This window comes from Syntrophaceae bacterium (genome assembly GCA_013177795.1).
Taxonomy (GTDB): Bacteria; Desulfobacterota; Syntrophia; order Syntrophales; family UBA2192; genus UBA2192.
Window position 1 is genome coordinate 63,918 of the sequence record JABLXY010000004.1, and the last position, 20,317, is coordinate 84,234.

15 protein-coding genes are annotated in these 20,317 nt (G+C 65.3%); 9 read left to right on the forward strand and 6 right to left on the reverse strand.

Annotation, left to right across the window (positions count from 1 at the left end; genetic code table 11):
* Positions 1 to 52: 52 nt before the first annotated feature.
* The 7 genes from HPY67_14355 (at position 53) to surE (ending at position 9,352) form a co-directional block, all read left to right on the forward strand.
* Positions 53 to 1,471, forward strand: a complete 1,419-nt coding sequence (locus HPY67_14355; protein NPV05897.1) for an HD domain-containing protein — start codon at positions 53 to 55, stop codon at positions 1,469 to 1,471.
* 70 nt (positions 1,472 to 1,541) lie between these two features.
* Positions 1,542 to 3,743 (forward strand): anaerobic ribonucleoside-triphosphate reductase, encoded by a 2,202-nt coding sequence (gene nrdD, locus HPY67_14360; GenBank protein NPV05898.1) that lies wholly within the window; start codon positions 1,542 to 1,544, stop codon positions 3,741 to 3,743.
* Between the two features lie 251 nt (positions 3,744 to 3,994).
* Entirely contained in the window at positions 3,995 to 4,567 is a 573-nt protein-coding gene (locus HPY67_14365; GenBank protein NPV05899.1) for a D-sedoheptulose 7-phosphate isomerase, read from the forward strand.
* A 28-nt stretch (positions 4,568 to 4,595) separates the two neighbouring features.
* Positions 4,596 to 5,204 carry a nucleotide exchange factor GrpE gene (gene grpE, locus HPY67_14370; protein NPV05900.1) on the forward strand — a complete coding sequence of 203 codons (609 nt, stop codon included), beginning with the start codon at positions 4,596 to 4,598 and terminating at the stop codon, positions 5,202 to 5,204.
* Between the two features lie 35 nt (positions 5,205 to 5,239).
* Positions 5,240 to 7,156, forward strand: a complete 1,917-nt coding sequence (dnaK, locus tag HPY67_14375) for a molecular chaperone DnaK (GenBank protein NPV05901.1) — start codon at positions 5,240 to 5,242, stop codon at positions 7,154 to 7,156.
* Positions 7,157 to 7,278: 122 nt separating this feature from the next.
* The gene (locus tag HPY67_14380; GenBank protein ID NPV05902.1) at positions 7,279 to 8,469 is read left to right on the forward strand and encodes a penicillin-binding protein activator; all 1,191 of its coding nucleotides are present in this window, start codon (positions 7,279 to 7,281) and stop codon (positions 8,467 to 8,469) included.
* Between the two features lie 112 nt (positions 8,470 to 8,581).
* The gene (surE, locus tag HPY67_14385) at positions 8,582 to 9,352 is read left to right on the forward strand and encodes a 5'/3'-nucleotidase SurE (protein NPV05903.1); all 771 of its coding nucleotides are present in this window, start codon (positions 8,582 to 8,584) and stop codon (positions 9,350 to 9,352) included.
* Between the two features lie 86 nt (positions 9,353 to 9,438).
* On the opposite strand, the gene HPY67_14390 is transcribed toward surE, so the two are convergent.
* The 6 genes from HPY67_14390 to HPY67_14415 all read right to left on the reverse strand — a co-directional run bounded on the left by HPY67_14390 (position 9,439) and on the right by HPY67_14415 (position 15,578).
* Complete coding sequence (locus tag HPY67_14390) at positions 9,439 to 10,278, reverse strand: universal stress protein (GenBank protein ID NPV05904.1); 840 nt, start codon at positions 10,276 to 10,278, stop codon at positions 9,439 to 9,441.
* Positions 10,278 to 11,009, reverse strand: coding sequence for a toxin-antitoxin system YwqK family antitoxin (locus HPY67_14395; protein NPV05905.1), 732 nt, complete (start codon positions 11,007 to 11,009; stop codon positions 10,278 to 10,280). The genes HPY67_14390 and HPY67_14395 overlap by 1 nt, the downstream gene beginning before the upstream one ends.
* A 184-nt stretch (positions 11,010 to 11,193) precedes the next feature.
* Positions 11,194 to 12,582: a hypothetical protein gene (locus HPY67_14400; protein ID NPV05906.1), complete on the reverse strand. Its 1,389-nt coding sequence runs from the start codon at positions 12,580 to 12,582 to the stop codon at positions 11,194 to 11,196.
* Positions 12,583 to 13,144: 562 nt separating this feature from the next.
* Positions 13,145 to 13,708, reverse strand: a complete 564-nt coding sequence (locus HPY67_14405; protein ID NPV05907.1) for a methyltransferase domain-containing protein — start codon at positions 13,706 to 13,708, stop codon at positions 13,145 to 13,147.
* An 82-nt stretch (positions 13,709 to 13,790) separates the two neighbouring features.
* On the reverse strand, positions 13,791 to 14,237 hold the full coding sequence (locus HPY67_14410; GenBank protein ID NPV05908.1) for a hypothetical protein: 447 nt from the start codon (positions 14,235 to 14,237) through the stop codon (positions 13,791 to 13,793).
* Between the two features lie 33 nt (positions 14,238 to 14,270).
* On the reverse strand, positions 14,271 to 15,578 hold the full coding sequence (locus tag HPY67_14415) for a 4Fe-4S dicluster domain-containing protein (GenBank protein NPV05909.1): 1,308 nt from the start codon (positions 15,576 to 15,578) through the stop codon (positions 14,271 to 14,273).
* Between the two features lie 258 nt (positions 15,579 to 15,836).
* Here HPY67_14415 and hrpA point away from each other — a divergent pair, with 258 nt between their 5' ends.
* Both hrpA and HPY67_14425 read left to right on the forward strand, forming a co-directional pair.
* The gene (gene hrpA / locus HPY67_14420; GenBank protein ID NPV05910.1) at positions 15,837 to 19,829 is read left to right on the forward strand and encodes an ATP-dependent RNA helicase HrpA; all 3,993 of its coding nucleotides are present in this window, start codon (positions 15,837 to 15,839) and stop codon (positions 19,827 to 19,829) included.
* A gap of 102 nt (positions 19,830 to 19,931) precedes the next feature.
* Complete coding sequence (locus tag HPY67_14425; protein NPV05911.1) at positions 19,932 to 20,315, forward strand: response regulator; 384 nt, start codon at positions 19,932 to 19,934, stop codon at positions 20,313 to 20,315.
* Positions 20,316 to 20,317 lie beyond the last annotated feature (2 nt).

Here is a 20,317-nt window from a genome sequence, read left to right on the forward strand (position 1 = left end):
CTGGGGCGATTAGCGATTGAAGATTGCGCCGATTTCCGATACAAAATCCGGCATGCGCAGGAAGGGCCTCGAGTTTGCGAACATTTACGCGGGCAAGGCGCTCATCGCCGACCCCATTCACCAGTACGCATGGTTCACCGTGCCCGACCCCGCCTGCCCGGGCGAAAAGACGGAAAAGGACCTCCTCGACACGCCCTGGCTCCAGCGCCTCAGGAGAATTCACCAGCTCCAGAGCGCCCGTTGGGTTTATCCCGCCGCGGAGCACAGCCGGTTCCAGCACTCCCTGGGCACCATGCACATGGCCGGGGAATTCAGCCGGCATCTCTACCCCAGCCTCAAGAGCGTCTGCCCCGATGCCCCCTCGGTCAACCTGATCGAGGAGCTGGCGCGCCTTGCAGGGCTCCTGCACGACGTGGGGCACGGCCCCTTCGGACACTTCTTCGACGATCATTTTCTCGATCAGTACGGCATCACGCACGAAGACCTCGGCCAGAAAATCATCCTGAAGAAGCTGGCCAAAACGATTGCCGCCCTGCGGCGCAGCCCGACGGGCCCCTTCGAACAGGGGGAGGCGATCGACCCGGCCCACGTGGCCTACCTCATCAAGATGCCCGAGGGGCGGGACGGCAGGCAGCCGCGGTGGCTCGAGCTTCTCCGGCAGCTCTTCTCAGGCGTCTACACGGCCGACAACCTCGACTATGTTCAGCGGGACGCCTTCATGACGGGCTTCTCCCTGGACATGGTGGACATCTCGCGCCTGCGCTTCTACACGTTCTTCACCGAGAAGGGGATCACCCTCCACCAGGCCGGCATCTCCGCCCTTTCGCGGTTCCTCAACGCAAGGCTCAACCTCTACCGCAACGTGTATTACCACCGCACCACGAGGGCCCTGGACCTGCACCTGCAGGAGATCTTCCGCGACACGATGAACCGCCTTCTGCCGGGGGACCCCTCGAAGTTTCTCGACGACTACCTCGAGTGCGACGAGTGGACCCTCTTCCGCGATGTCCAGCGGTGGCCGCGCGACGAGGACCCCCAGAAGCGGGCGCTGGGACGGGAGTGGGAAAAGCTCCACAACCGGGAGGTCAAGTGGAAGATGTCCTTCGTCACGGAGCTCTCCATCGACGAGCTGCCGCGCGGCATCCGCTTCTCCGGGGAAAAGGACTACGAGGACGAGATCCGCAGGCACCTGCCCCGTGAACTTCGCAGGAAGCCGTTCCGCGTCGATCTCGCCACGCAGGACCCAAGGCCGCTCAATCCCATCACGGAGGAAAACAAGCGGATCAACATCTACAACCCCGCGACGGGAATCACGTCGCCGGAGCCGCTCGTCGACCTCTACCGGTTCATCCCGGCGCGGGTCGTCCACTTCCGGGTCTTCGCCCTCACCCACGAGCACGACGAGGCGATGGCCGAGGCCGCCGAGAAGGCACTAGGGTCGCTGGCGGGACAGTCCAGGACAAATATCTGACAAGCTGGTGACACAGGACCTCATCCGGCCAATCCGAGAAGCTAAGAAGGTGAGAGGGTAAGACGGTTGGATGAGTCGGCAGCCGGAATTCTGTCCTCTCTGCTTCTCCAACCTTCTCACCTTCATACCCTCTTACATTCTGCACCCGCAATTGACAGCCCTCCTCCAAGCTGTTACAAGATCGTGTTTGCCGAGAGGAAACCACGTGGCCGTAAAGGAATCCACCGACATCACGCTCTTCGTCCGCACCTCCGACGAGGAGATCGCCCACTGGGACCGCAGGCGCATCGTCGATGCCCTCTTGCTGGAAACCAACGTCGATGCCCCCACGGCCGAGGCGATCAGTCTCGACGTCGAAAAGCAGATCATGGCCTCCGGGCTCACGCGCCTCACGGCACCCCTGATCCGCGAGCTCGTCGACGCGAAGCTGATGGAGAGGGGCCTCGAGCAGGCCCGCAGCATGCACACCCGCCTCGGCTTCCCGCTCTACGACGTCAGCCAGATTCTCCTCCACCAAAACAAGGAGAACGCCAACCTGCCCCACGGTCCCGAGGCGTCCAACCTCATTCTCGCCGAGGGCATCAAGAAGGAGTACGCGCTGCACGGCGTCTTCACCCACGAGGTCGGGGATGCCCACGTCCGGGGCGACATCCACCTGCACGACCTCGGCTATGTCGACAGGCCCTACTGCTCGAGCCAGACCCTGGAGTTCGTCAAACGGTTCGGCCTCTGCCTCCCCAACACCTTCTCGGCCTCGAAGCCGGCCCGGCACGCCGAGGTCCTCCTGGCCCACATGGTCCGCTACAGCGCCGTCCTGCAGGGGCACTTCTCGGGGACGATCGGCTGGGAGGCGCTGAACGTCTTTTTCGCCCCCTACCTGGAGTCCCTGTCCGACCGGGACATCGAGCAGATCGCCCAGATGCTCGTCTTCGAGTTCTCCCAGCTCGCCGTCTCGCGGGGCGGACAGGCCATCTTCACCGAGATCGGCATCTGCTGGGAAGTTCCGCGGCACCTCCGGGACGTGCCGGCCATCGGGCCAGGGGGTGCGTTCACGGGCAGGACCTACGGGGAGTACGAAAAGGCCGCCCAGCGGTTCGCACGCGCCCTGTTCGAGATCTACCGGGAGGGCGACGCGATGGGAAGCCCCTTCTTCTTTCCCAAGCCCCTGCTGAGGATCACGCAGGACTTTTTCGAAACGCCGGGGCACGAGGAGTTTCTCCTGCTCGTCTGCGAGGCAGCCGCGGAGAAGGGAAATCCCCACTTCCTCTTCGACCGGGACGGGACGCACAAGATCCTGCGCTGCCGCCTTCTCGATTTCAAGGGCGATCCCCGGGCCCGGGAGGACGCCCGCAAGCCCTGGCAGATGCGCTACGCGTCGATCCAGAACGTGACCCTCAACCTCCCGCGGCTAGGGATGCTCTCCGGGGGCGACGACAGGCTTCTCTTTTCCCTGCTCACGGAACGCATGGAGCTCATCGCCCGGGCCCATGCCCAGAAGCGGCAGTTCATCGAAAAGCTCCTCGCCCTCGGCGAGGGCGGCCCCCTGGCCCTTCTGTCGATGGACTGCGAGGGCTCGGCCTACCTGCGGCTCGAGGACGCCACCCATCTCATCGGCATGGTGGGCCTCAACGAGCTCGTCCAGGCGCACCGGGGGACGCAGCTCCACGAGGGGGATCGGGCCCTGCAGTTCGGCCTCCGGGTGCTCGGCCACATTCAAAAGACGGCGGCCAAGCTCGGGCGGAGGCACAACCTGCGGTTCATCCTCGAGCAGAGCCCCGCCGAGAGCACCGCGTACCGCTTCGCCCGGCTCGACCTGAAGTACCACTCCCCGCGGTCCGGGAGCCTTGTCCGGGGCGATGTCGCCCGGGGTGCGCTCTACTACACCAACTCGACGCAGCTCAACATCGCGGCAAAGACCGAGCCCTTTGCCCGCGTCGCCAGCGAGGGCCTCTTCCACCCCTTCATCGAGGGCAATGCCATCACCTCGATATGGCTCGGGGAATCCAGGCCGGACGCCGGCGCTCTCGCCCGGTTCGTCGAGCGGGTCTTCCGCGAAACGACGAGCAGCCAGATCGTCTTCTCGCCCGAATTCACCGTCTGCCCCTCCTGCCGGCAGACGGCGCGGGGCCTGAAGCCGGCCTGCCCCCGCTGCGGCTCCACCCGCGTCGAGGGAATCAGCCGCGTGGGCGGGTACCTGACGCACACCTCCCGGCTCAACCGGGGCAAGCTCGCCGAGTTGCGCGAAACCCATCGCACCGGCACCCTCCGGTAGGCGGCCGGGCCGTGCGACGAAACGGCCGGCACCTCCGACCCCGGACGATGAATCCGCTTTCATGTTCCGGGCTTCCTTGACATCACCCCTGCCGATGCCTAAATTGCAGGTCGAGAACGCCGGGCACTCCGGTTGCTCAGGAACAAACCCGACTCAAATCAACGACATACAATCGCCCTCTCCACGGAGGGGGGATCGGGCGGGCTGAATTTTTTGCGCAGAGGCCCCGAATGGAGACCGTCGACGACATCATCAGGCGAATTTTCCGGGAGAGCGTCCAGATCAAGGAAACGTTTCTTCGGGACAACCTCGAACGGATCGCCCGGGTCGTCGACGTGATCACGGAAGCCCTCAAGAAGGGCAACAAGATCCTCCTGTTCGGAAACGGCGGCAGCGCCGCCGATGCGCAGCACGTCGCCGGGGAGTTCGTGAACCGCTTCCTGATCGAGCGGCCCCCGCTGCCGGCCATCGCGCTGACGACGGACACGTCGGTGCTCACGAGCATCGGCAATGACTACGATTTTGCGGAGGTCTTCTCCAAGCAGATCCGGGCCCTGGGTCAAGAGGGGGACATTGCCTGGGGGTTCAGCACCAGCGGCGGCTCCGTCAATGTCATCCGGGCCCTGGAGGCCGCCAAGAAGATGGGGCTCGTCACGATCGGGTTCACGGGTCGCGACGGCGGCAGGGTGGGGATGATTGCGGACCATCACCTCAATGTGCCCTCCAGCGTCACGCCCCGCGTGCAGGAGGTGCACATCGTCGCGGCGCACGCGATCTGTGAGCTGGTGGACTGGCGCCTGTTCCAGCGGCCCGATCACCGATAGCAGGAAAGGGAAGAGACACCGGAGGATCATGGGAAGCAAATCGAAGCACCGCAAGGAGAACGAAACCGTAAAGACCGACGCGCCGGAGGCGACGCCCGTGGAGACGGCGGCCGAGACCGCGGCCCCGGAGACCAAGCCCGATGAGGATCTCCGCACGCGCCTGGAGGCCAAGGAGAAAGAGGCCGCGGAGAATTACGACCGCTACCTGCGGGCCGCGGCGGAGCTGGACAACTACCGCAAGCGGGCGGCGCGGGAGAGGGAAGAGGCGATCAAGTACGGCAACGAAAAACTGATCCGGGACATCCTCCCCATTCTGGACAGCCTCGACCGGGCCCTTCAGCAGGCAGCGGATCTGCAGGCGCGGAACAATTTCGAGGCTTTCCTGCAGGGGCTCGAGATGATCCACACGCAGATCCTCGGCTGCCTGGAGAGGCATGGGGTGGCGAAGATCGCGGCCAAGGGAGAGCCGTTTGACCCGGAGAGGCACCAGGCGCTCTTGCAGGTGGAGACGCCGGAGGTCGAGAGCAACCGGGTCATCGACGAATACGAGAGCGGCTACACGCTGCACGGACGCCTGCTGAGACCGTCGAAGGTATCCGTTTCGAAAAACGTTGCACGGGACAGCGAGGGACAGTAACCCAGCATTTGAGCAGTACAGGAGGTTTGAGCATCATGGGAAAAGTGATCGGAATCGATTTGGGCACGACGAACTCCTGCGTGGCCGTCATGGAAGGCGGTGACCCTGTCGTCATCCCGAACCAGGAGGGCAGCCGGACCACGCCGTCGATGGTGGCCTTCACCGACAAGGGGGAGAGGCTCGTGGGGCAGGCCGCCAAGCGGCAGGCCGTCACAAACCCCGAGAACACCGTCTACGCCATCAAGCGGCTCATCGGCCGCAAGTTCACCTCCAAGGAGGTCCAGTACGACAAGGGAATCGTCGCCTACAAGATCACCGAGGCGCCCAACGGCGATGCCCAGGTCACCATCCGGGGCCGCAACTACAGCCCGGCGGAGATCTCGGCCTTCATCCTCATGAAGATGAAGCAGACCGCCGAGGACTACCTGGGAGAAAAGGTGACCGACGCCGTGATCACCGTCCCCGCTTACTTCGATGACTCACAGCGCCAGGCCACGAAGGACGCCGGGAAGATTGCCGGTCTCAACGTCCTGCGCATCATCAACGAGCCGACGGCCGCGTCGCTGGCCTACGGCCTCGACAAGAAGAAGGACGAGAAGATCGCCGTCTTCGACCTGGGCGGCGGGACCTTCGACATCTCCATCCTCGAGCTGGGCGAGGGCGTCTTCGAGGTGAAGTCGACCAACGGCGACACCCACCTGGGCGGCGAGGACTTCGACCAGCGCCTGATGGACTACATCTGCGACGAGTTCCAGAAGGAGCAGGGCATCAACCTGCGCAAGGACCGCATGGCCCTGCAGCGGATCAAGGAAGCCGCCGAGAAGGCCAAGATGGAGCTCTCGACGGCCATGGAGACGGACATCAACCTGCCCTTCATCACGGCCGACGCCTCCGGGCCCAAGCACCTCCTGATGAAGCTCACCCGGGCCAAGCTCGAGGCGCTGGTGGAGGAGCTCATCCAGAAGCTCGTCCCCCCCTGCCAGACGGCCCTGAAGGACGCGGGCCTCACGCCCAAGGACATCGACGAGGTGATCCTCGTGGGCGGCATGACCCGCATGCCCCGTGTCCAGCAGAAAGTCCGTGAGATCTTCGGCAAGGAGCCCCACAAGGGCGTCAACCCCGACGAGGTCGTCGCCGTGGGCGCCGCCATCCAGGCGGGGGTGCTGGCCGGCGAGGTGAAGGACGTCCTGCTGCTGGATGTCACGCCCCTTTCCCTGGGCATCGAGACGCTCGGCGGCGTGATGACGAAGCTCATCGAGAAGAACACGACCATCCCCACCCGCAAGAGCCAGATCTTCTCCACGGCCGCGGACAACCAGCCCGCCGTGAGCATCCACGTGCTCCAGGGCGAACGGGCCATGGCGGCGGACAACAAGACGCTCGGGCGCTTTGAGCTCGTCGGGATCCCGCCGGCGCCGCGGGGGGTGCCGCAGATCGAGGTGACCTTCGACATCGACGCCAACGGCATCGTGCACGTCTCCGCCAAGGACCTCGGCACCGGCAAGGAGCAGAGCATCCGGATCACCGCCTCGAGCGGTCTCTCCAAGGAGGAGATCGAGAAACTCGTGCGCGAGGCCGAGGCCCACATGGAGGAGGACAGGCGCAAGAAGGATCTCATCGAGGCTCGCAACCAGGCCGATTCGCTCGTCTACCAGATCGAAAAGAACATCCGGGAATTCGGCGACAAGATCGACGCCTCGGAGAAGGCCAAGATCGAGGAGCACGTCGCCCGGGTCAAGAAGGCCATGGAGGGCGATGACGCGGGTGCCATCCGCAGCGCCCAGGACGAGCTGGCGCGTGCATCCCACAAGCTCGCCGAGGCCATGTACGCCAAGACGGCCGGCCAGCAGGCCGGCGCGTCGGCGGGCGCGGGTCCCGGGGCCGGGCCCAAGGCCGCAGGCGGCAAGAAGGACGACAACGTCGTCGACGCCGAGTTCGAAGAGAACAAGTAAGCAGGCCTCACCGAAAAAGCCTGACATCCTCCGGGGTGTCAGGCTTTTTTGTCGGCCGGCGTCAGGCGAAGGGGAAGGAGCGGTTGAAATCCCCCCGCAAAAGGGTATATAGAAGGCCCAAGATGACGCGAAACCCCCTTCAGATTTTTCTCCTTGCCCTTGCGATTTCGATTCCGGCCGCGGGGACAGCCGCGGCGGTCGACGAGCGGGCCGCCGTCGGGGCGGTGCTCCCGCTGACGGGAAAGCCGGCGGCCCTGGGAAACCGGTCCCTAGACGGGATCATCGCGGGGCTGGGGCTCTTCGACGGGAAACGGGGCGTGCCGGTGACGCTCCGCATCGAGAACTACGGCGACGACCCCGCGGCCGCGGCACGAGCCGTGGAACGCCTCGCCGCCGTGCCGGCCGTGATGGCCGTCATCGGCCCCCCCGAGACCGAGGCGGCGCGCCAGGCCGCCCGTGCCGCGCAGGCGGCACAGATCCCCCTGCTCGTCCTAGGCCCCGTTGACCTGCCCGAGGGTCACCGGGATTTCGTGTTCAGCGAGCATCGCTCCGAGCTGCGTGAAGCCGTCACCCTGGCATCCTATGCCGTCAAGGACCTCGGCCTGACCCGCCTCGCGATCTTCTACCCGGACAATGCATATGGAACGGCCATGATGAACGCATTCCGGGCGGAAGCCCAGCGGCTGGGAGGCAAGGTCCGCCGCGTCCAGCCCTACAGGACGGACCAGACGGATTTCTCGGCCGAGATCCGGAAGCTGGCGGCCTTCAAGGCCCCGCGCCCCCCGGCGAAAAAGAAAGGGGCCGAGGCGGCGAAGCCCCTTCCGCCGCCGGCGCCCGATTTCGAGGCGCTCTTCATCCCCGATGCCTTCCCGAGGCTGCGGATGATCCTGCCCCAGCTCGCGTTTCACGACGTCCGGGGCGTTCAGCTCCTCGGCACGTCTCTGTGGTACTCCCCGGAGGGGATCCGCAGGGAAGCGGACGTCTTCGAGGGCGCCATCCTGGCGGCGCCCTTCTTCGCCGAAAGCGACAAACCGGCGGTGCGGGACTTTTCGGACACCCTCTTCGGGGCGACGGGGCGGGAGCCGGATTACCGCGAAGCCCTGGCCTTCGACACGGCCAGGATGCTGGGGGATGCCCTCCGGGACCGGAGCGTCAGGGATCGAAAATCGCTGCGGGACCGCCTTAAAAAGATCGAGGCCTTCGAAGGCGTGACCGGCTCGGTAAGCGTCAACAAGGCGGGGGAAATGCTCAGGCGGTCGTTCATCCTGAAGGTGGAGGGGAAGACCATCGTCGATATCACTCCGGCGTACTGATGACTCAACACTCCATGGTCACCCGGGCGCTCTGATACCGCTGAAGGTATCAGGTGGCCGGTGGCAGATGACAGGTAACAGGTAGACGCAGAAAGGACTGTGCATTCAGGCGATGCGATTCTTGCTGACCAACGATGACGGGATCTACGCGCGCGGGCTGAGCGCGCTGTACCAGGAGTTGTCGAAAGACGCCGACTGCCTCGTCGTGGCCCCTGAGGTGGAGCAGAGCGCCGTGGGGCACGCGATCACCATCTCGCGGCCCCTCATGGTCAGGCCCGCCAGGAAGAACGGACAGTTCCTGGGCTGGGCCGTCACCGGGACACCGGCGGACTGCGTCAAGATCGGCATCCGGGAGCTCTCGGACAGGCCGGTGGACCTCGTCGTCTCGGGCATCAACCTCGGGGCCAACGTGGGGATCAACGTGCTGTATTCCGGCACCGTCTCCGCCGCGACGGAAGGCGCGATCCTGGGGGTCCCCTCCATCGCCGTCTCGCTGGGGACCCACAGCCGAGACGCGGATTTCGGTTTTGCGGCGCGCTTCGCCCGGAAGGTCGCCCGGTTCATGCTCGACCACAACCCGAACCGCCACATCCCCCTGAACGTGAACGTCCCGGCCATCCCGGAGAAGGACATCAAGGGTGTCGTCGTGACCCGCCAGGGGCAGGCCCGGCTCATGGAGCAGTTCGAGCGGCGCACCGATCCCCGGGAGAATGTGTACTACTGGCTGGCGGGGGAGACGCAGATCACGGACCAGGAGGACAACGGGACCGATTTCCTCGCCCTGCGCAGCGGCATGATCTCGATCACGCCGATCTACTACGACCTGACCCGCTATGACGTGATGGAGGAGCTCAGGGGGGTCATCGGGAATCTCACGCCCTGAGAGCCGCAAGCGCTCAGCAGCAAGCGACAAGGCAAAGAAAATCCCCCTTGCGTCCCCCTCTAGAAAAGAGGGAATGAGGGGGTTTTTTAGCGGGTCAGCAGGACCGGGATTTTGCTCTTGCGCACGACGTGCGAGGTGGTGCTGCCGAGCAGGAGCTCCTTGAACCGGCTGTGCCCGTGGGTGCCCATCAGCATCAGCTCGACGGCCCCCTCGTCGATGAACTTGAGGATCTCCTTTTCCTCTTTCCCCCCGAGAACGATGGTGTCCTTGTCGATGAGGGTTTCGTCGAGGGCCGCCTCCACCTTCGCGCTCAGGTCGGCCGAGACCCTTGCCTGGTCCGTCACGATGAGCACCGTGAGCGGCCAGCGGCACTTGTCGGAAAGCTCGGCGGCGATCTTGAGGGCGCGATCGGCGGGGGGGCTTCCGTCGTAGGCGACACCCATGCTCTCGATCTCGATGAACGAAGCGGGAGTGACCAGGACGGGCTTGCCGGCCTTCCGGACCACCGCCTCGGCCGTGGATCCCAGCAGCACGCTGCGGCTCAGGGGGTAGTGCTCGCCCCGCTGGGCGAGCAGGATGAGATCGGCCCCCTGCCCCTCGCGGATGATCTCCTCGTCGATGATCCCCGACACCTTCTTCACGTCGGGGGTGAGCCCCTGCGTCTCGCAGCGCTCGCGGAATTCGCGCAGGATCTTGTCCGCACGCGACTCGAGGGCCTTTTCGATCACGGAGAAGAACTCGGGGCCGGGACAGAGGCTTGCCGCGCTGCAGATGTCGTTGAGTACGGGCCCCTGGAGCACCTTGATGTCGATCACGTGGAGACCGGTGATGCGGGCGTCGAGCTTCTTCGCAATGTAGATCCCGTACTCGAGTGCCGTGCGGCTGTAATCGGACCCGTCCGTGGGGATGAGGATGCTGCGGAACATCAGCCGTCCTCCTCCTCGTCCTCGTCCTCGTCCGTCAACGCCTTCGGCGCTGCGCCGTTGTCGGTCTTTTTCCCGAAGTCGCCCATCTTCCTGAGCATCCGGTCGAACTCGTGCTCGTCGAGGTCCTCGTCGCCCTGGCCGATGGTCAGGGCCGCGGCCGACCCTGCGGCCAGCAGCGTGTGGGCGCCGACCGGCTTGCCGGCCTTGAACACCGCCTGCTCCAGCAGCCGGCCGTCGCGGTCATAGGCGACGTAGGGGCCTTCGCGCTTTTCGCCGCGAAAGGTGCCCTTCTCGCGGATCTGCCCGTTCTTGTAGTAGGAGACGTAGTCCCCTTCGAACTTCCCGTCGACGAAGGTCTCCTTTTCCTTCAGCTGGCCGTTGCGGTAGTAGAGGAGATACTCGCCCTCGAGCCGCCCCTCGCGGTTGTAGAACTCCTTCTCCCGAAGCTGCCCCGTCTCGTAGTAGGACGTGTATTCGCCGACGATCTTGTCCTTCTCGAAGGTGCACTTCTCCCGGAGCGTGCCGTCGCGATAATAGGACGTTGCCTCCCCGTGCCGCTGACCGGCCTTGAAGGACATCCGCACGAGGAGCTGGCCGTTCTCGTAATAGGATTCGTAGATTCCGTCGAGCTTTCCCTTCCGGTAGTTGCGCCTCTCGCGCAGCTGTCCCTTGCGGTAATAGGAAAGATGTTCCCCGTCCTTGCGTCGCGGGGCGAAGAAATCCCATTTCATGGCCGGCCGGTTCGTTTCCTTGAAAGCATGGACGTCGATCGGATACGGGGCGCGCGCGAGAAGAAAACCTCGAAGCTGTGAAGGGAGGAACTTGGGCAAACGGGATGCAGACGGTGGTCTCCCGGCCCGCCCGAGCTTCTCACCCTCTCCACTGCACAACTTCCGCTCGTGCAGAACGTAGCCGCTACAGCCCCAGCTCCTTGCGTATCTGCTCGACGGGGAAAAAGACGGTGTCCTGGCCTTTGAGCCCCCTGCGCAGGGCCCTCTCGTTCTGGTTCTCGAACTCCTTGAGGAGATCGATCAGCCGCCTCTTGCCCTCGGGGGTCTTGACGGCCTCCCGCGGTGTGATGTTGCCGATGGCGGAGATCTTCTCGTCGATCCAGTTGTCGAAGGGCCGCTCCGGCGTCTCGCGCCCGGCGAAGACGCCCTCCGGGGAACTGGGGGCCCGGTCCGGCGCAGCCGGGTCTGCCTGCCTGTCGACGTTCTTGTGGACGGTCGTCCGGTACGTGATCGCCTTGCCGAACATCCTGTCCAGGATGGAACGCAGGGTTTCTGCCCGCTGGGCCGACGCGCATTGGGCCAGCAGGGAGTCCCGCTTGAGGAAGAGGGTCCCCGGCGCACCGCGGGAGGGCCCGACCGCCCCTTCCCTCGGGAGCCAATGGAAGCGCAGCACCTTGGCCGGCAGGGCAGCGCCGGGTTTGCGCGGCTCCGCGGCCGCAAACACGGGGGATCGATCGATGATCTGCAGGAAGGCATCGTAGTCGTCCACCCGGTACAGAAGGCTTGTGAGGGAGGCCTTTTCCGCCTCGGGGTCGGCCGCCGTCTCGGGCCGCTCGAGGTTTCGCACGGCATTTTCGACGAGGGCGCAGATCTCCGCCGTGGCGCGCTTCAGGTAATCCCGGAAGTTGCGGTAGTTCTCCCGCTCCTCGTTGTAGATCTCGAGGAGGTTGACCTCGATGAAGCGCCTGAGTTTCTGCGGGATGACGGTGATGGGCATGCCGCCGAGGATCTGGTAGCCGCGGACCTCGATCAGGCCGCCGTAGAAGAGATCCCACTTGCAGAGCGTCTGCGCGGCGGCAGGGTCGGCAAGCGAAAAGGCCCGGTCGGCGAAGATATCCCGGATCTCGACCCCCTGTCCCGGGTCGATCCGCTGCACCTCGTACACGCTCAGCACGGAGCGGGAATAACTCTGCAGGATCTCCCTCTCGAGCGCGGAGAGCTGGTTCCTGCGGCGATCGAGATATAGCTCCGGGAACGTCTTGTCGTACTCGTCGGTGACGAAATACAGCGAATACCAGGAGAGAAACCGGGAAAACTCTTCCTCGCTCTGGAAATTATCGTAGAGATCGTCTTCGTCTTCGCCGTAGACGCCGCGCCCCTCGAAGTATTCATAGAGGGCGAGTTCGTACTCCTCGTAAAACCGGTCGGAATTGGAAAAACGGGTAAGCCGGTAGTGGAGATCGGAAATGATCCTCCTGCAGCGGGCCAGATCGAAATCGATGATCCGGGCGACCCGGCTTTCGAAAGCGTCGCCCTGCCCGGAGGGGGAACCTCCGCGATCAGCCGTTGACATGTCTGGATGACCTCCTGTTGCAATCGAACATAAAGCCTCGCGCCGACGGCCCCCGGCTGGCGGCACTTCGGCGAGCCGGCGCTGCGGCTCTACATCCTGATATGACAGACCCCCTTTCGTGTTGGTTTCATATCATGGATGGCTGAAGGTTATCGCATTTCGATGGGACTGTCGAGAAAAAAAAGAGAGGCCTTTTCGCTATTCAGCTCAAAGGGTTAGATGATAAAAAGGGAGGCGCCGAACAGGCCTTTCGGGGCATTCGGGCAGCGGGAATAACCGGGGGGCCGCTCGCCCCTGCGCACGCCGGCCGATCGTCTACAACGGGGACGAGTGAATCACGGAGAGCATCATCCCCCCCATGAGAAACAGCCAGAACAGCCAGTAGATCGCCTTTCGCCTCACGTGTTGCACCTCGACTTCGATTCGCCCGGGAGAAACCGCTTCGAATCAGGCGGTCCCGGACAGCCCCTTCTTTTTACATCGGATCGCTGCACCGAACCTTGAGCGCGCAACCCGCGTGCAAGGTCCGGACGCGCTGGCGGCTGTCGCCGCCGGGGCCGGGCTACTTGACAGCCTCGACGAGCAGAAGCGGGGGAACGCAGAGGACGGCAAAGTCCGTGTTGACCGTGGAAAAAAGTTCCCGCAGCGGTGCCCGGAGACAACTGGGGGGCTGATAAAAGGTCTGATATGCAAGGAATTTGCCGCCCTGCCGGAGGATGCTGTGCGTGTCCCGGAGGATCCCCATGCGGGCCTCGGCCGACAGAAAGGAAAAGGGAATCCCGGAGACCACGCAGTCCACCTCCCCGATGCCGCTGCGGCTGGCGATGTCGAGGACGTTCCCCGCGCATTCCTGGTAAATCTGCAACCTGGGGTCTTTGCAATTCCGGCGCAGCAGTTCGGCGAGGGCTTCGTTACGCTCGATTGCGATCAGGCGGGCGTCGGGGCCCAGCCGATGCAGGAGCGAGCGCGTGAGGACCCCCGTCCCCGGCCCGTACTCGATCACGATTCGAGCCGATTGAGGATCGACGCGGGAGCAGATTTTCTCCACGGCGAACCGGGACGTGGGCATCACGGAAGCGATATACCGGTCCTGCAACAGATTGCTCAGATAGGCGAATGCGGTCATAATCGGACTCCTGGCGCATCGGCGGGGTGCACGGAAGGGGCGAGTCAAAATGCCCTTCCGGCCCTTCAGCGGGCGCAACCCCTTATTTCCCCCTGTAGCGTTTGTACCTCATGCCCACCCCCGTCGGGGTCGTGAGGGTGAGCTCTCCCTTCGTGCAGGCGTATCCCCATGTCAGGGGATCCCCTTTCTTCATGGTGATCTCGATCTGGTGCCGGTCGATCACCCTGTAGCTCCCCGTGTAGGCGACCTTCTCGACGGCGCTGTAGAGCCTGACCGTGTCGTCCTCGAGAAACTCGATCGTGTCGGCACCCTGGATCCGCACCCATTTGCCGAGGAGCATCTCCCGGGCCTGGATCCTTGCCGTCTCCGCTTCATCCGGCACGGGGGCGGCCGGGGGCGGCGCAACGGCGGCCGGCGGGACGGACGGCTCCCGGGCCCTCACAGGCTCCTCCTGCAGGACGCCGGCACAACCGCACAGGACTGTCAGCAGGAGCAAACAGAGGGCCTTCCCGAAGCGGGCTGCGTTCATGGCTATGGAGTCCCCCTCCAATTTTTTATTATCTCACGCCTCGTTTCGTTCTGCAAGCCGGTATTCGTCATAGTGTTCGATGAGGCGATCCAGGTACCGCGAGTTCATCTGTGTCGAGGCAAGCGCCCGCTTCACCGGGGGCAGCCTCAGGACGGCCCCCAGGATCGCCGCCATCACGCGGTGGCTCAGCAGGGCCTGGGTGTCGAAAATCAGGTTCTGGAGCTTTCCCCGCTCCAGGGCCATGAGAATCAGCCTGCGCGCCGAGTCGACGGGCGTGATCACCCGCTCGGGGCGGCTCGCCAGGGCCATGGCGCCTGTCTTGCAGCTCCGGACACAGACGCCGCAACCCAGGCAGGCGTCGTCGTCCACCGCGGCCTTCTTCTTCGTGCGCTTCTTCGGGTCCGCGGCGGACCGGAGGGCGACCGCCCCGACCGGGCAGACGCCGACGCAGAGGCCGCAGCCCGTGCATTTGCTCCCGTCCACGACGGGCAGGAAGTTCGTCGTGTGGACGGGGTGCAGGTGGACGAACTTCCGGGCGGCGATCATGGCCTCGCAGCAGCAGCCGCAGCAGTTGCAGATGAAGCTCACCTGGCGCTGGACGTTCTCGCCGAACTGGACGAGGTTGTGCTCGTAGGCCGTTTCCAGCAGGCCCATGCACTCCGCCGCCGTGACGGGCCGGACGATCCCGTGGCGGATGAGGGAATCGGCGGCGCGGTTGAAGGTCATGCAGATGTCCATGGGGGCGTCGCAGGCCCTTCCCACGTGACCCATCTTGTGCCGGCAGTAGCACATGGCGATCCCGATGTGGGACGCCGTCTGGATGACGCGGCTGGCCCGCTCGTAGTCCAGGACGTGAAGGCCGCTGTCGGTCGGCAGAGCCGGTTCGTGAACGAGGACGCGCCCCAGCTGGGTCTTGCCCGCCACGAAGAGGGCCTTGATGAAATCCTCCTCCACGTTGATGTACTGGTAGTACAGCTCGCTCAAGGCCTTCTGGTCGAGGTCGGCCCGCAGGCGCATCATCGAGAACTCGAAGAAACCCGCCATCGGGGGCGGCAGAACATAGACGCGGCCGCCGTCCCGCTCGATGTCGAGGAGAATCCCCCGGTCGGCAAGTCCGTCCAGGACGCCTGCGGCCTTCTTCTCCGGCATGTTCCAGACCGCGGCGGCCTTCTTCGCATCAAAGGGCCGGATGGGCAGCAGCGAGACGAGCTCTGCCTCCCGCTCCGAAAAGAGCATGCGGAGGATTCCGTAGAGAAGCTCCGAAGGCGGGGCACCCTGGGGGAACTGGTTGATTCGCTCCGCGAGACGGTGGTAGGCGTTTTTGAGTCGCTGATGGGCCACGGCCGGGCTCCGGTCCTTGGGATGAGTTTCATCATTCTACCAGAATAAGGCCCGTTTACAACCGGCTATGAACAGACGAGGTTGAGACGGTAAGAAGGTGAGAAGGGTGGATATGGCAGGGGTGAACAGATTTCTCCCCGCTGCTCCAACCTTCATACCCTCTTACCCTCTCACTTTCTGATTTGCATGTCAGCATTCGTCATCAGCAGGACGAACATGGACAGGCGACACCCGTTGACAGATCCCCCGTCAACCTATATGAGGTCCAAAGCAAAGAAGGGGTTGAGACCATTGCCGTCGCCATCGGACAGACTGAAGCGCCTCCGGGCGAGACTGCACGCCGTCATGCGGGCCGACCGCGTCGCCCTGCTGAGGGAGATCGGAAAGCTGCAGTCCGCGAAAAGCCCCGAGGGTCTCGAGCACGCAATCGACCGGCTCGAGAGGCGGCTCGAGCGGGCTTCCGCGAAGAAGGACAGGCGCCGGGCGGGCCTCCCGCCGGTGCGCTACCCCGCGGCCCTGCCGATCACAGCCCGGCGGGCCGACATCGTCGAGGCCATCCGCGAAAACCCCGTCGTCGTCATCACCGGCGAGACGGGCTCGGGCAAGACCACGCAGATCCCCAAGATGTGCATCGAGGCGGGCCGGGGCATCGACGGCCGGATCGGCTGCACGCAGCCCCGCAGGGTGGCCGCCGTCACGGTGAGCCAGCGCATCGCCGAGGAGATGGGCGAGGAGCCCGGCCGCTCGGTGGGCTACAAGATCCGCTTCGAGGAGCGCACCTCGCCCGAGGGGTTCATCAAGATCATGACGGACGGCATCCTCCTCATGGAGGCCCAGGCCGACCCCCATCTCAACGAGTACGACACGATCATCGTCGACGAGGCGCACGAGCGCAGCCTCAACATCGATTTCGTCCTGGGCATGCTGAAAACCCTCCTGCGAAGGCGCAGGGACCTCAAGGTCGTCATCACCTCCGCCACGATCGACACGGAAAAATTCTCCGCCGCCTTCGGGGGTGCGCCCATCATCGAGGTCTCGGGGCGGCTCTACCCCGTGGAGATCCGCTACGAGCCCCTCGAGGAAGACCCCGAGGAGGTCACCCACGTCGAGGCCGCCGTCCGCGTCGTCGACGATCTGCTCGACGGCGGCGGGGGCGGGGACATCCTCGTCTTCATGCCCACGGAGCAGGACATCCGCGATGCCTGCGAGATGCTCGAGGGGCGCGGCCGCCGGGGCGTGAAGATTCTGCCCCTGTACGCGAGACTGCCCTCGCAGGAACAGCGGCGCGTCTTCGTCCCGATCCCGGAGAGGAAGGTCGTCGTGGCCACCAACGTCGCCGAGACGTCCGTCACGATCCCCGGGATCCGCTATGTCGTCGACACGGGGCTGGCCCGCATCTCGTACTACAACCCCCGCACGAGGACCTCGGGGCTGCCCGTCCGGCCTATTTCCCGGAGCAGCGCCGATCAGCGGGCGGGCCGCTGCGGCCGCGTGGAAAACGGCGTGTGCATCCGCCTCTATTCCCGCGAGGACTACGAGAGCCGACCCCTCTACACGCCGCCCGAGATCCTGCGCTCCAACCTCGCCGAGGTCATCCTCCGGATGCTCGCCCTGCGGATCGACGACCCCGCGGCCTTCCCCTTCGTGGACCCGCCCGCGCCGAAGAGCATCCGGGGCGGATACGACATCCTCGAGGAACTCGGCGCCATCGAGCGCGCGGATGACGGCAGCGGCGCGGCCCGCTGGCGTCTCACCGAGCGGGGCCGCCGGATGGCCCGGCTGCCGCTGGACCCCCGGATCGCGCGGATGATCCTCGAGTCCGAAAGGGAAGGCTGTCTTGAGGAAATCCTGGTTCTCGCTGCGGCGCTCGGCACCCAGGACCCGCGGGAGCGCCCCGCCGGGAAGGAGAAGGAGGCGGACGCCGCCCATGCCCGATTCGTCAACCCTGCATCGGACTTTCTCACCCTGCTGACCCTCTGGGGGCGCTTCCACGAAAACGCCCCGAACGCAAGATCCGCAGGGCGGCTCAGGCGGTTCTGCCGCGACCATTTCCTCTCCTTCCGGCGGATGAAGGAGTGGCGGGACGTCCACAGCCAGCTCAAGGAGATCGTCGAGGAGGAGGGCCCGGCGCCCCAGGAAAAGACCCGCGGCAAGACAGGCGGCGGCGATCCCCAGGCCTGGTACGGCCGGATCCACCGTGCGGTGCTCAGCGGCTACCTCTCGAACATCGCCGTGAAGAAGGAGAAGAACACCTACACCGCCGCGGGCGGGAGGCAGGTCGTGCTCTTTCCCGGTTCGGGCCTCTACAACCGCGGCGGCGACTGGATCGTGGCGGCGGAGCTCGTGGAGACGACCCAGCTCTTCGCCCGGACGGCCGCCAACATCGACCGGGACTGGCTCGAGCCCCTGGGCGGAAGCCTTTGCCGTTCCACCTATCTCAACCCCCGCTGGGACCGCAGGCGCGGCGAGGTGACGGCCACCGAGCGCGTGAGCCTCTACGGCCTCGTCATCGTCGAGGAGCGACGCGTCTCCTACGGCCGCATCGACCCCGCCGCGGCCACGCAGGTGTTCATCCGCGAGGCCCTCGTGCCCGGGGAGATCGACAGGCCCCCGGCTTTCCTCGCCCACAACCGCGCCCTCATCGAACGGGTGAGGGACATGGAAAACAGGCTCCGCAGGCGCACCCTGCTCGCCACGGACGACGTCCTGGCCGCCTTTTACGAGGAGAGGCTGCGGGACGTCTCCGATGTACGGACCCTCCAGAGGATCATCCGCGAGCGGGGGGGCGACGCCTTTCTCCGGATGACCGAGGAGGACGTGCTCCGTCAGGCCCCCGACCCCGGCGAGCTTGCCCTCTACCCCGATGCCCTGCAGGCGGGGAGGCTTTCGCTTCCCCTGAGCTATCGGTTCAGCCCGGGTGATGCCGCCGACGGCGTGACGCTGAAGCTCCCGGCCAGCGCGCTTGCCGGCCTCCGGGCCGAAATCCTGGAGCGGGCCGTGCCGGGACTGCTGCGCGAGAGGGTGACGGCCCTCCTCAAGGCCCTTCCCCGCGAGGTCAGGCGGCATCTCGTCCCGCTCCCGCAGTCGGCGGAGCTCATCGTGCGGGACGTCGAGAAAAGCAAAGGCCCGCTTCCGGCGGCCCTCTCGGAGAGCCTCAAGCGCCGGTTCCGGCTCGACGTGCCCCCCTCGGCATGGGACCTGGAGGGGCTTCCCGATCACCTCAAACTCCGCTATGCCGTCGTGGACGCCAAGGGGAAGGAGATCCGGTCGGCGAGGGACATCGAGTCCCTGCAGAGGGACCGCCTGGAAGAGCAGGCATCGCGGGCCTTCCACCGGGCGAAGGAGGCCTGGGAACGGACGGGGGTCACCCGCTGGGAGGCGCCGGGGCTGCCCGATGCAATCCCGGCGGAAATCCCGCTGGATGAACACAACGTCCTCGAGGGAGTCGCCTACCCGGCCCTCGTGCCGGCGGGCGAGGCCGTCGATCTGCGACTGCTGAGAGACCGCGGGGAGGCCGAGGCGGCGCACCGGGCCGGCGTCAGGACGCTTCTGGCCCTGCAATTCCGGAAGGAGCTCGGGGCGATTCGCCGCTGCCTCGCCCTGCGGGGCGAGATGAAGGTCTGGTCCGTCTACTTCGGGGGGGCCGCGGCCCTGGAGGACATCCTCCATCAGGGGCTGATCCGCCGCCTGCTCGAGAAGGATATCCGGACGCGACAGGATTTCGAGGATTACGCCCGTTCTCTGAGGCCGGTGCTGCTTCAAGCGCCCGGGCAGCTGCTCGCGCAGGTGGAACCCGTACTGCGCGCCTATCACGAAACACGCCAGGCCCTATCCGCCCTCGAGGCGGCAAACCGGGCAAACCGCAGCGTGACCGGTTTCCTCGGGGAGATGCGCGCCGAGCTCGACCGCATCGTCCCTCTTTCGTTCCTGGAGCGGTATGACCCGGATCGCCTCGCCCAGCTCCCCCGCTACCTCAAGGCGCTGCAGATCCGGGCGGACAGGGGCGCCGTCCATCTCGACCGGGACAGGGTCCGGGCCGCCGAGATCCGGCCCTTCGAGGAAAAACTCGAAGAGCTCCAGAAGGTTACCGTCCGCGGGGCGTCGCCTGAAAGGGTCAAGGCCGTCGAAGAGTACCGATGGATGGTCGAAGAGTACCGGGTGTCGGTCTTTGCCCAGGAGATCAGGACTCCCTACCCGGTGTCGCCGAAGCGGCTGCGCGAGAAACTGCGGCAGATCGAGCAAACGGCGTAAAAGATTTTGCTGGGATTTCGGGGGCGGATATAATAAAAGATAACGTTTTCAAGACCGGCGGTCCCCGGGTCGTGCCGGGGCGGCCGATGAGGACGGCGGGCCGTGGAAAAATCGATCCTGATCGTGGACGACGAGATCACCGTGCGTGAGATCTTCAAGGATTTCTTCGGCGCCGCCGGGTACCGGGTCCTGACGGCGGAAGGGGCCGACAACGCCATCGAGATCCTCAACGAACAGGATGTCGATGTGATCTTCCTCGACCTGCGCCTGTTCGGGACCAACGGGCTCGAACTGGGCCGCAGGATCCGGAGGGAAAAGCCCCTGTCCATCCTCTTTGCCATCACGGGGTGGGCCGGCCTCTTCGAGGTCGAGGAGTGCCGGGAGGCGGGCTTCGACGATTTCTTCATCAAGCCCGTGGAGTTCGGGATGCTCGAGAAGGCCGTCGCGGACGCCTTCGAACGGGTCGAGCGATGGCGGAAGCGGTAGGG

Bases quoted from the DNA above. Each gene is read 5' to 3' on its own strand.
- HPY67_14355 (NPV05897.1), top strand. From the start codon at position 53: ATGCGCAGGAAGGGCCTCGAGTTTGCGAACATTTACGCGGGCAAGGCG.
- nrdD (NPV05898.1), top strand. From the start codon at position 1,542: ATGAGTCGGCAGCCGGAATTCTGTCCTCTCTGCTTCTCCAACCTTCTC.
- grpE (NPV05900.1), top strand. From the start codon at position 4,596: ATGGGAAGCAAATCGAAGCACCGCAAGGAGAACGAAACCGTAAAGACC.
- dnaK (NPV05901.1), top strand. From the start codon at position 5,240: ATGGGAAAAGTGATCGGAATCGATTTGGGCACGACGAACTCCTGCGTG.
- HPY67_14380 (NPV05902.1), top strand. From the start codon at position 7,279: ATGACGCGAAACCCCCTTCAGATTTTTCTCCTTGCCCTTGCGATTTCG.
- surE (NPV05903.1), top strand. From the start codon at position 8,582: ATGCGATTCTTGCTGACCAACGATGACGGGATCTACGCGCGCGGGCTG.
- HPY67_14390 (NPV05904.1), bottom strand. From the start codon at position 10,278: ATGTTCCGCAGCATCCTCATCCCCACGGACGGGTCCGATTACAGCCGC.
- HPY67_14395 (NPV05905.1), bottom strand. From the start codon at position 11,009: ATGAAATGGGATTTCTTCGCCCCGCGACGCAAGGACGGGGAACATCTT.
- HPY67_14400 (NPV05906.1), bottom strand. From the start codon at position 12,582: ATGTCAACGGCTGATCGCGGAGGTTCCCCCTCCGGGCAGGGCGACGCT.
- HPY67_14405 (NPV05907.1), bottom strand. From the start codon at position 13,708: ATGACCGCATTCGCCTATCTGAGCAATCTGTTGCAGGACCGGTATATC.
- HPY67_14410 (NPV05908.1), bottom strand. From the start codon at position 14,237: ATGAACGCAGCCCGCTTCGGGAAGGCCCTCTGTTTGCTCCTGCTGACA.
- hrpA (NPV05910.1), top strand. From the start codon at position 15,837: ATGAGGTCCAAAGCAAAGAAGGGGTTGAGACCATTGCCGTCGCCATCG.